Source organism: Sphingobium sp. L-44, assembly GCF_056859495.1.
Genome location: NZ_JBSXOQ010000105.1, coordinates 114330 through 126332, shown reverse-complemented (window position 1 = coordinate 126332; position 12003 = coordinate 114330). Strand labels below are relative to the sequence as shown.

Genomic DNA, 12003 nt, shown 5'->3' with positions numbered 1-12003 from the left:
AACTCCTACGCCTGAAAGCCGTAAGAACCCAGGGCCGCCGCCCACATGTCCCTTCATCTAAATCACAATGTCAAAGAGCCGTCCAAACATCGAAGCGGACAGTGATCGTTCCCCGCTATCTCTATCGGGGGACATACTGTCCTGCTATGTTTGCGACCGTGCGTGGCGAAAACCGTTGGTCATCACCGCGTCGGTGGAGTGGCATTTAGGCCCGTCATTCGAGTCCGTCAACACCTTTCTCGCAAAAAAATGGCTCAAAAGCCGAAAATCACCGCGCAACGGCCCACCTGTATGCCCTGGAGGCTGCGCTACGAGGCCGACTTGTAGAAGGAACAGAATAACTTAATTCACGTCCCTGCCCCTTTCGGATAGCAATCCGGCCGCGATCCCATCGCCCTCGCTTCCGCAAAGACGACGACGTCATGCGCTTCCTTCCACATTGACGGGACAGCAGCGTCGGAAACCGGCGTCGCGTCCTGGGGATAGTTCATGATCTTTGCACAATTTGCGCAATCTCCCGTCGCGGCACCGGATATTCCGTGATGGAAAGTGGGGGGTCGCTCGTTCTGGACATCGGGTCGGAAGAATAAGGCGTGTCCGTGATACGAAGGTGCAGAAGAGCCGGTGTCGCGCGGCCGGGGCGGCATGCGCTGCGCCGGATCGCGACAATCGGCGCGCCCCTATTCCTGGCCCTGCCCCTCATCCCCGCCCCTGCATTCGCCCGCAACGGCGGCGACACGGCATTCGACATACCCCGTCAGAAGCTCGAAACCGCGATCCAGCAGCTTGCCCTGCAGGCCGGGCGGCAGATCGTCTTCCGATCCGCCCTTGCCGGTTCGACCACGTCACACCGGCTGTCGGGGACCATGTCCTTTTCGAGCGCGCTGCGCCGGCTGCTCAAGGGCAGCGGCCTGACCTTCCGCGAGACGGACGCCCATGTCATCCTGATCGAGCCAGCCTCCCCTGTCCGCAGCACGACCGACATTGCCGCCGCCGCCCCCTCATCCCCCCTGCCCCCGGCCCGCCCGCTGATCGTCACCGCCCAGCGCCGAACCGATCCGGTCAGCTTTGCCGGCGACCTGCGGCTACGGCCCAGCGCGGCAGGGATCGCGACCCTGGTCGAGGCCAGTCCCGGCATCAGCAGCGAACCGGGCAATGCCGGTCAGCGCGCGCTGATCGTGCGCGGCGTCGGCATGGCGGGAGAATCCACCACTCTGGTCTATTTCGGTGATGTGCCGATCGCCGGCCCGTCGGGCACCGGCAGCGACGCCGCGCGCACGACCAGCGACCTGTCGCTGGCCGACGTCGCGCAGGTCCGCATCGCCCGCACCGCACGCAGCGCCGAACATGGCGTCGGCGCGCTTGCCGGCGAGATCGAGATCGCGCCGGAAGAACCGTATCTCGGCCAATGGGGCGGCGGCGCCAGCCTGGGCCTTGGCATGCAGCAGGGCGGCGAGCCCGACCTGTCGGCCTCCTCCACGCTCAATATCCCGCTGGGCGAGCGCGCTGCCCTGCGCGCGACCGCCTATGCCAGCCGTGCGGGCGGCTATGTCGACAATGTCCGCACCGGCGCGCGCAACGTCAATGACGACGACATATCGGGGCTGCGCCTGATCGCGCGGATCGTGCCGCAGCCCGATCTCGACATATCGGCGCTGCTCACCTGGCAGCATCGCCGCATCGCCGATGCCTCCTCCTGGTTCCAGTCGCTCGGCCCCTATCGCACCGACCGCTATTTCGCCGCGCCCACCACCCATGATTTCCTGATGGGGCGGCTCAAGATCGGCTATGGCGGCGGCCCGGTCCGCCTGACCAGCATCACCGCCGCCTATCGCTGGTCGCTCGACCGGCGTTATGATCGGACCAACGCCACCTTGTTGCAGGGGCAGGATCCCGAAGCCTGCCAACGCTATTTCGGGCTCGACAGTCCGTCCTGCGATCCGGCGCAGACGCAGCAGTTCGCCGATTATGCCGCCGGCCTTGCGCCGTCGCTGCTGCATATTCCGATCGTGTCGACCCGCATCCTGCAGGAATTGCGCCTGGGCCATGACAATGCCCATGGGCTGGGCTGGGTGGCGGGCGTGCTGATCGATCATCGGAGCGAGCGGCTGCGCAGCGAACTCTCCTCCTACAGCGGCGATCCCGATGTCACCGGCGAACTGTTCGGTGCCCGCCGGCTGGCGATCAGCCGCGACCAGGCGGCGTTGTTCGGGACGCTCTCCTATCGGGAGAACGACCTGCTGGTTTCGCTCGGGCTGCGCTATGATGATTATCGCGTCGCATCGCAGAATGACGTGGTCGTGCCCAATCTGCTCAGCGGATCGATCGACTCCTGGCCGCGCACCGTCAGTCGGTCGGGCGGGCTCAGCACCCGCGTCCATATCGACCTGCCGATCGCGCCCGGCGCCAGTTGGCATACCCAGCTGACGCGCAGCATCCGGCCGGGCGGGGTCAATACCGCATCCGTGCTGCTGCCCGATCGCCGCACCTATGATGGCGACAGCCTGTGGGGTGCTGAACTGAGCTTCAACCTGCATCTGGGGCGCGACAGCGAGATGACGCTCACCGCCTATATGAACGACTGGCGCGACATGCAGTATCGGGCGCTGTCGGAAAATCGCTCGCACGCCTATCTGGTCAATGTCGGCAATGCGATGATCCTGGGCACCGAGTTCGAACTTGTCGCCCGCCCGCTGCCGGGCCTGACCGCCCGGCTGGAGGCCAGCCTGATCCGCGCCGACCTGACCCGCGTGTCCGACGCCGCGCCGCTGGTCGGCGGCGCCGACAAGGGCGACAGCATCCCCTTCGTGCCGCATCGCCGGTTGCAGGCCAGCCTGGCGCGCAGCTGGTCGGTCGGCGGCCATGGCCAACTGACGATCGAGGGCGACTGGCAATATCAGTCGGGTTCCTGGTCCACATTCACCCGTGACGATCCCGATTTCGTCGAGACCTCCGGCTTCTCACTGTTCGGCGCGGGGGTCAGCTGGCGTCGCGAGCGGACCAGCCTGTCGCTGCGCGCGCGCAATATTTTCAACCGCGTCGCGAATTTGCGCGCGGTGACTAACGGATATGGGGTCGGTCAAACGTTCAGTTCAGGACCGCGATCGATCCTGCTGAGCTGGGACCGGCATTGGTGATGCGGGTCGCCGGGGCGGCCCGCAAGGGGTTTGAAAGCGCGGACAAGGGGTTTCGGGGTTGAACCGTCTATCAGGATCGTCGTTGCCGCAACCGGGCGGGGCGGAAAACAGGGCGACCGACTATTCCGCCTATATCCCGGCGCTGCGCCGCTATTTTGCCCGCCGCGTGGCCAACGCCCATATCGTCGACGACCTGGTGCAGGACGTGATGCTGCGCATGCATGTGCGCCAGTCGCCCGACGGCATCGACAATCTGGAAGGCTATATCTTCCGCACCGCATCCAGCGTATTGCGCGATCAAGCGCGGCGCGATCAGGTCCGTCATGCCAAGGGGCATGATGAACTGACGGAAAAGGATCATCCTGCTGAGGAACGGACCGCCGACCGCGTCTTACAGGCAAGGGAAGAGATCGCCCAGGTCGTCCGCGCGCTGGAAGAGCTGCCGGAACGGACCCGCGACATCTTCCTGATGCGGCGCTACGAAGGGCTGGCCTATGGCGATATTGCGGAAAGGCTGGGCATTTCGGTGAGCGCGATCGAGAAACATGTCGCCAAGGCCGTCGCGCATATCGCTCGGCGCTTGGCACGATAGGATAGCGGTCACTTCATGACCCAGGACGGGGACGACCCCTTCGACATCGCCGCCGCCCATTGGGCGCGGTTGCAGTCCGGCACGGCGACATCCGCCGAGCGGGCGGCGATCGCCGCCTGGTGCGACGCGGCCCCGGCGCATCGCGCGGCCATGGACGCGGTCGAGCGCGGCTGGAACGTCGCCGGCGCTGCGGAGCCAGATGATGCGATCGCGGCGATGCTCGCCCAGATGCAGGCGCGCCAGACCGAAGCCTCCGCCCCCTCGGCCGGCCGCCGCCCGTGGCGCGCGGCCTTGCTGGCAGCCTCGCTGACCGCGCTGCTGGCAGTGCCGGCGACGCTCTGGTTCACCAGCCGCCCCGCCGAGCATCCCGTGCCGCCCGCCCTGTCCGGCGAACAGGTGGCGCAGGCTGCGGGCACGCGCCTGTTCAGCCCGGCCGGCCGCCGCCGCAATATCCAGCTGCCCGATGGATCGCGCGTGATCCTGGACGCCGACAGTGCGATCCGCTTCGCCTTCTCCACCGACAAGCGGGCGGTCGCGCTGGAGACGGGCCGCGCCTATTTCGCCGTCCAGAAGGACAAGAACCGCCCCTTCAGTGTATCGGCCGGCAAGCTCACGGCCACGGCGGTCGGCACCGCCTTCGACGTGTCGCGCCTTTCGGGCCGGGAACAGGTCACCACGACCGAGGGGCTTGTCCGCGTCGTGACCGCTGCGGCAACCCACAATGGCAGCCGCGCCACCCTGTTGCCCGCCGGCATGCGGCTGACGCAGAAGGATCAGAGCGTTTCGGTCGATCCGGTCGACGTGACCCGCGAAAGTGCCTGGCGCGACGGCCGCATCGTCTTCACCGGCCGCTGCCTGTCCGACGTCGCGGCGGAAATGAACCGCTATGGCTCGGGCCGGTTGGAGGTGAAGGAGGATGCCGCCCATATCGCCATCAGCGGCGTGTTCGACATCGACAATGCCGATGGCCTGGCCGAAGCGCTGGAGCAGCAGGGGCTGGTGCATGTCGCGCGCAGCGCCGACCGGATCGTCCTGACCCGCGGCGATCAGATCATCCCCGGCGACTGCGCCGTCCGGGGCTGATCCGGAAGAACAGGGCGCCTCCCGACGCCCCGCCCCTTTCCCTTATTTCCGATCGGCCGCGCCATAGAGCAGCGCGTTGAACAGGAATTTGAACGTGCCATAGGATTGGGCGCGCTGCGCCACTTCTGGCCCCATCACCAGCAGCTTGCCCTTGCCGACATCGACATCGGCGACGGCGATCGTGCCGGCCAGCTTCTCCTGTCCCACGGCCCAGCCGCTGCGCAGCAGGTCGCGGCCCTCGAACCAGGACACCTGGCCATAAGGAGTGGCATTCGCCGTCACGAAGGTCTGCGAGCGGTTGAAGAACATGTCCACCTGATCGGGCAGGCCATAGGCCAGCGGCTGGCGGTTATCGACGCGCGCGCGCAGGATCGATCCGGGGATGAAGAAGCTCTTGGTGTCGAGCGGCTTCATCGTCCCCTCCACCTCGCGGGACAATGCAGGCTTGAGCGGCGTTCCGAGCAGGTCGATGAAGCGGGCCGAATTGCCGATCGCCACCACTGCGCCGCCATTGCGGGCGAAGTCCGCGACCGCCGGCACCGTCTTGGCGTCGGTCAGATCGCCCAGCATCGGCACGAACTCGGCCGGCGTATCCTTGACGTCCGGCTGCTTGCCGGCGCGGGCCGTTCCCCAGGCGCCGCTGGGCGGCAGTGCGCCGTCGGCGAACAGCAACACATCATAATCCTTCGCCAGATTGCCCGCATCCAGACGCTTGGCATAGACCGGCGCGAACGGGAATTCGAACTTCTCCAGCAGGAAGCGGGTCCAGCCGGTCGGGATATTGCCGCCATAGCGATCGACCAGGCCGATGCGCAGGGGCTTGAGCGCAATGCGTTCGCCCTGCGGCGCGGCATCGAGCGCATGGGCGGTCAGGCCCAGCCCCGTCACCGCGTCGCCGACGATCTTCTGCGCGCCGGCCGATGCCGGGATCCAGATCGCGCCGGCCTGCATCGCCTCGCCATCGGCGCTCACCCCCTGTTTCAGCCAGGCCGGACGCACACCGGCCTTCAACAGACGGTTGGTCAGGATGAAGCTGTTGTTGCTTTCATGACCGACGATCCAGCCCGCCTTGCCCTGGCCGACAATCCGGCCAGGCGGCGGCGCCAGCAGGTCGGGGACCGGGGTGAAATGCTGGTCCAGCCCGTCGAGCAGCCGGTCGAAACCGATCCCCATCTGATAGGCCAAAGTATAGCCGGTAATGTCATAGGGCGCCTTGGGCGGGCCACCGGGGAAATCCGTGTCGTGCGGATGATCCTGCGGCTCGAACATGTCGATCACATGCGGGCGATAGGCCTGATCGGTGCGCACGATATAGGAACCGGCGGCATAGTTTTTCCCGCCCGCCTGGAACGGCGCGTCGGCCCGCTCCACCTCGACGCCATTCTTGATAAGCGCGTTGAGGAAGGCGATCGCGGTCGGCATGTCGCGCTGGTCGGCGGGGATGATGTAAGCGCGCGGATCGCGCTCGGCCGGGGCCTGCAGCATCGTCTTGTAGAGGCCGGGATCGACCTTCTTGGGGCCGCGCCCTTCGTCGAGCGCCTTGGCATTGGCCAGCCGGTCGACCTTGGACGGGGTGATGGTCCAGCTATCCCTGCTGCCCTTCTCGATGCTGTTGGCGCCCATCTTCCAGATGTTGAACAACAGCCGCTCGCGATTGCGCGAGGCATAGTCGATGACGGCACGGTCCAGCGTCCACTGATAGTCGAGCGAATCCTGCAAATGCCAGTCGCGCGGGCCGATCGGCATCATCTCGTCGCCGCGCGGCAACTGGGTCGATGGCACCAGCGGGATCTTCGCCGGGGTCGGCCCGCCGATGATCTCGGTCAGCAGGCCGATGCTGTTGTGGAAATAGGCGACCGATCGTTCCATGCCATTGTGCCAGGTCGAATAGGGCGCCGCGCTGCGCGTGCCGGACCCGGCCTTGCCCTCGGAAATCAGGCGCGAATGCATGGCGAAGCCGACTTCGTTGAGCTGCGCCATGACGATCGGGTCATAATTGAAATTGAACGGATCGCGGAACGGCGGCACGAACACCACCATGCCCTCCGGCCCGGTCTGATGCTGGTTGTAGACGATCTGCGGATACCATTGGCGGAACAGCACCCGATTGACATTCTCGGTCTCGGGCATCGCCGCCATGAAGCTGTCGCGGTTATTATCGTGGCCGATATATTTCTGGTAGAGGCGCGGCAGTGTCGCCATCTCGCGCTTCTTGGGATCGGCCGAGCGCATATACCAGTTGGCGACCAGTTCCATGCCGTCGGGATTGTCATGCGCGAACAGGATGATGCAGTCGTCCAGCATGCGCATCGTTTCCGGGTCCGACTGGGTCAGCATCCGGTAAAGCACCTGGATCTGCCCCTGCGACGTCACCGTCTCGGTCGCGTGCATGCCCGCGTCAATCCAGACCACCGCCTTGCCCTGCGCCGCCAGCGTGCGCGCCTGCGCCTCGTCCACGCCATGGGCGCGGGCCAGCTTCTCGGCAATGGCGCGATACTCGTCCAGCTTGGCCAGGTTCGCGGGCGAGGAGACGATTGCCATCCACTGGCTGCGCCCTTCCGCGCTCTTGCCGATGTCGACCAGCTTCATCCGGTCGCTCTCGGTCGCCAGCTTCTGGAGATAGGCCTCATATTCGCTGTAATTGGCGAGATAATAGTCAGTCCCCGGCGGCTGCTTGAAGAAGCGCTCGGGCGGTGTCGGCGTACTCGTCTGGGCCACGGCAGGCACGGCCTGCAACAGCAGCGCGCCCGACAGGAAAAGCCAATGGGGTTTCATGCAATCTCTCCAGATATCTGGTCGTAAGCAGGCAGAAAGGGAAAGGGGCACGATGTTTCATCGCGCCCCTTCAAGCAGGCCGTCAGCCCTTAGTAGAAGCGGACATTGTCGATCTGCAACCACATGCGCTTGCCGGGACCGCGCGATCCGCCGAACTCGACCTGGGTGATGCCGTCACCGGTGAAGGCCGGGCCAGTCTTGCCGCGCCGCTCGACCGGCTTGAACTGGCTGAACGGCACCTCGACCGCAGCCCAGCCGGCGCCGCCCTGCACCTGCGCTTCCCAGACGCCGTCCAGGCCGTTCAGGCGAACGGTATAGGCGCCGTCGCCCTTCAGCTCGAAGCGCAGGCCCTTGTAACCGCTGATCTTCGCCGGGGTGATCGACCCGCGGCTCAGCGGAATGGCAAAGCCAGCATAGGCCGCTTCCTTGACCGCCATGCGCGCCGACAGCGACAGCGCCTTGCCGCCTTCGTCGCGCGGCACCGTCTGGGTGATCTCGACCGACCGGTCGATGCCGCCATCGGGCGTGTCGACGCGCAGCGTGTCGATCGACGAGCGGCGATCGTCGCGCTCGAAATCGTCGATCAGCGCAGGCACGCTGATCGAGGGCAGACGGTCGGTCTTGTTGGCGGCGGGCAGCGCCGGGGCGCCGGCGCCATAGGCCAGTTTGCCGTCGATCAGCACCTGCGACACCTTGTAGACATCCTTGATGTCGGTCCAGGGGGTGCCGTCGATCAGCACGATGTCGGCGCGCTTGCCAACCGCGATGGTGCCGCGATCGGCATCGATGCGCATGATCTTCGCGCTGGTCTGGGTGCCGGCGACCAGCGCCTGGCTGGGCGTCAGGCCGGCCTGTACCAGCAATTCCATCTCGTGCAGGGTGGAGGGGCCATGCGGCGTGCCGGGCATGCCCGCATCGGTGCCCAGCGCGATCGGTACGCCGGCATCGAACAGCGCCTTCACATTGCCCAGTGCAAAGCCGAACTTGCGGAAGGTCTGCTTCAGGCGTGGATCGTCCGCCCTCACGTCGCCACGCTTATAGGGATCATAGACCGCCAGCGTCGGCGCCATAGCCATGCCGCTCTGCTTGATCGCGGCGACTTCCTCGGCGGTGATCGGCCGGTCCTGCAGGCCATGGGCGAGCGAGTCCACGCCCGCCCGCGCCGCGACCAGGCCGCGATCGACGGTGACAGTGTGGGTCAGCACCGGCCAGTTCTGGACGTGCGCCGCCTCGACCGTGGCCTTCAGCGTCCATTCGTCCATGCTGGTATTGTCGGGCGACACGCCATAGCGCCAGCCGTCGGAGAAGATCTTCACCAGATCGGGCTGATAGGGCACCAGGCTCTCGATCGCGGCCTTGCCGGCGCCGGGGGTGTTGACCCAGATGGTGGTCGCCTGATCGGCCCAGTCGGCGCCATGGCCGCCGGGCGTGCTGATGCGCGCGGCGAAGCGGACATGGGGGGCGTTCATCTGGCCCAGCCAGGCGCGCAGCGGCGCGAACGCCTCGGGCGCTTCGTTGAAATCATTCACCGTGGTCACGCCGGCCGCGACATAGGCGTTGGCGATCTGCGGGAAGGTGCTGGGGCTGCCGCCGGCGGTCCAGTGGGTATGGACGTCGAAGAAGCCCGGCAGCAGCGCCTTGCCCTTGGCGTTGATGACCCTGGCGCCGCGCGGCACCTTCACATCGGCGCCGACCGCGGTGATGCGGCCATCCTGGATCAGCACGGTGCCGGGCGCGGGCGCAGCACCAGTGCCGTCGAAAATGGTCGCGCCGACGATGGCGACCGTGCCGCCATCGGCCGGGGCCGAGACGGAAGCGGCGGAATGCAGCGCGATCGGCAGGGCGATGGCCGAGGCCAGCAGAGCAGTGACAACAGATTTACGCATGGGACTTCCCCCTCAAAGGCAATGATTATTCTTCGGTCGCCGGCACGGCGGGCATGCAGAACCAGCATTCGGCATCGCTGCCGATCGGCGCACCCGGCGGGATCGACGGCGGCGGCGCGATCGGCTCGGCCAGCTTGGCGCGCTCCTCGGGCGAGGCCGCCAGCATGGTGGCGAGATAGCGATTATGCGCAGCGTCGGCGGCGGCGCCGCGCTTGCCCAGACGCCCGGCCAGGCTTTCCATATGCGCCCGCACGATCGCGATCGCGGTCGACGACAATTGCTTGTCGTCGGCCAGGCTGATGAGGCGCAGGACATAGCGGGCACGGACCTGCCGCGCGATTTCCGCCTGCCGGCCCGTTGCCCCGGCGACCGTCACCCGATCGTCGATCGCGCCCAGATATTCGTCGAGCGACAGCTGGCCGGCATCGGCGGCATGCTGCGCCACCAGCCGGTTGAGCCGCTCGGGCGCCAGCATCGCGATGAAGCTGCCGTCGGCCGCCACTTCGGCCGCGCGCGCCCAGTCGAAGGCGGCGGCGGTGCGTCCGGGCAGCAGCTCGATGTCGGTCTGGCGGTCGCTCATGCCCGACTGGATCGATGACAGCAAAGGTGACAGGCGATCGGGCAGATCGAGCGCGGCGGGATCGAGCGTCGCGAGCAGGGCGCGCAATGCCGCCCGCTGCTGCGCGGCGTCGACCGGCAGCGCCTGCTCATGGCCATCGCCCTTCACCGCATAGCTGTAATCCACCCCGCCGATCAGCTTCGACGCGGCCGTCACCTGATAGCGGTGGAACAGATAGATCGGCACGATCATCCGGCGCAGGTCGGCGGCCGCCGCCCCGGCCGGCAGATTGTCGAGGCCGAAGCGGTCGAGCGCGATCCGGCGCACATCCATGATATGGGTCAGCTGCGCGGCGGCATCCGTGCCGTCATCCCACATATTGCCCCAGGGCTGGGCATCGCCATCGCCGCGTGTGTCACCATCGGCGACAAAGCGATAGCCCTTGGCCTGGACCGCGCGGGTCATGGCGTCCAGCGCGCCCTTCTCATCGGTGCCGGCCGGGAACTGGCGATAGAGCCAGTCGATCGCGAACTTGTCCCAGGCGCCGACGCCGGTGGCATAGGCGTCGGAAAAGTCGAGCGCACCGTCCCGCACGGCGATGCGCGGCGCGGGATAGTCCATCACCGACGCCCGGTTCTCGAAGGTCGAACCGGCGAAATTATGCGACAGGCCCAGCGCATGGCCGACCTCATGCACGGCGAGCTGGCGCAGCCGCGCCTTCACCAGCATGATCGGGTCGTCGCTGGCTCCGGTGCCCTCCTTCGCCGCGCCGGCCAGCCCCTCGAAGATCAGCTTGTCCTGCCAGGCGCGCAACGATCCCAGCTGCACCACGCCGCGCACGATTTCGCCGCTGCGCGGATCGACGATGGTGGTGCCGGTCGACCAGCCGCGCGTCTCGCGATGGACCCAGGCGATGACATTGTAGCGCGCGTCCATCGGATTGGCGCCGACCGGCAATTCCTCGACCCGGAAGGCGTCGACGAAGCCGGCCGCGTCGAACGCCTGTGCCCACCATTGGGCGCCTTCCTTCAGCGCATCGCGGATCGCCTGCGGCGCGGCGCGGTCGACATAGAAGATGATCGGCTTCCTGACCGCCGAACGCTCGGCATTGGGATCGGTCTTTTCCAGCCGGAACCGGCGCACCAGCCGGGTGACGATCGGCTCGTCCAGCGCGGCGGCATAATTGTTGCGGATGACCTGCACCGACGTGCCGGTGCGCGGATCATGGGCGCGGGTGTGGAAATTTGCATCGGGCAGGCGGATGAAGCTGTGATGCACCCGCACCGTCAGCCCGCGCGCATCGGGCAGCACGCGCTCGATGCTGCGTCCCGGCTCGTCGCTGGTGAAGGTCAGCGCCGCCTCGAACTCGACATTGTCCGGGAAGGCCAGGCTCTGCGCCGGATCGACATAGGACAGCGCCGGCGCAATCTTGAAATTGCCGGCCTTGGTCGCCTTCAGCCGCCCGGCAACGTCAAAGGCATCGCGCATCAGCAGGCCGGACAGATCGAGCGTGATGCCCCTGTCATCTTCGCTGACAATATCACCCGACCAGATCGGCGAATTGGAGAAGGAGCGCGCGACTGCCTGCTCCTCGCCGGCGTCTCCGTTGAGCGCGCGGAAACGGTAATTCTCGAACTCGGCCAGCACCTTGTTGCCGACCTTGCGGAACAGCAGCACCTGCGTCTCGCCCAGCCGCGCGCGATCCAGGCCGATCTCGGCCGCGCCCAGGCCGCCCGCGATCGACGGGGTGTAGAGATAGCGGGCGATGACGCCATTGGCGCCCGCTTTGGGCAGGACGATCTTCTGCCCGCCCGCCAGCGTGAACAGGCTGGCCGGGGCCGGACTTGCCGCCGGCGCGGGCTGGGCCAGCGCGGTGCCGGCCGGCACGCTCAGGATCATCAGGGCGACAAGCGGCAGCGCGCGCAGCGATTTCATCAATAACATGTCCCGAAAGCAAAAAATGGGCACCGG

The 12003-nt window shown here is 66.8% G+C and carries 6 protein-coding genes; 3 read left to right on the top strand and 3 right to left on the bottom strand.

The genetic code is table 11. The features are described 5' to 3' along the window. Window positions 1-593 precede the first annotated feature (593 nt). The 3 genes from AC13EK_RS17765 (at window position 594) to AC13EK_RS17755 (ending at window position 4812) form a co-directional block, all read left to right on the top strand. A complete protein-coding gene (locus tag AC13EK_RS17765) occupies window positions 594-3137 on the top strand; it encodes a TonB-dependent receptor (RefSeq protein WP_277788231.1) in 2544 nt (847 codons plus the stop codon). Window positions 3138-3219: 82 nt separating this feature from the next. Next, entirely contained in the window at window positions 3220-3729 is a 510-nt protein-coding gene (locus AC13EK_RS17760; RefSeq protein WP_017500450.1) for an RNA polymerase sigma factor, read from the top strand. Between the two features lie 15 nt (window positions 3730-3744). Beyond that, window positions 3745-4812 carry a FecR family protein gene (locus tag AC13EK_RS17755; RefSeq protein WP_069338216.1) on the top strand — a complete coding sequence of 356 codons (1068 nt, stop codon included), beginning with the start codon at window positions 3745-3747 and terminating at the stop codon, window positions 4810-4812. 42 nt (window positions 4813-4854) lie between these two features. On the opposite strand, the gene AC13EK_RS17750 is transcribed toward AC13EK_RS17755, so the two are convergent. From AC13EK_RS17750 to AC13EK_RS17740, 3 genes are all read right to left on the bottom strand, one after another. Continuing rightward, window positions 4855-7587: a M14 family metallopeptidase gene (locus AC13EK_RS17750; RefSeq protein ID WP_277788230.1), complete on the bottom strand. Its 2733-nt coding sequence runs from the start codon at window positions 7585-7587 to the stop codon at window positions 4855-4857. Window positions 7588-7676: 89 nt separating this feature from the next. Continuing rightward, the gene (locus AC13EK_RS17745) at window positions 7677-9473 is read right to left on the bottom strand and encodes a CIA30 family protein (protein WP_069338218.1); all 1797 of its coding nucleotides are present in this window, start codon (window positions 9471-9473) and stop codon (window positions 7677-7679) included. A gap of 25 nt (window positions 9474-9498) precedes the next feature. Further along, on the bottom strand, window positions 9499-11967 hold the full coding sequence (locus tag AC13EK_RS17740; RefSeq protein WP_069338219.1) for a zinc-dependent metalloprotease: 2469 nt from the start codon (window positions 11965-11967) through the stop codon (window positions 9499-9501). Between the last annotated feature and the right edge of the window lie 36 nt (window positions 11968-12003).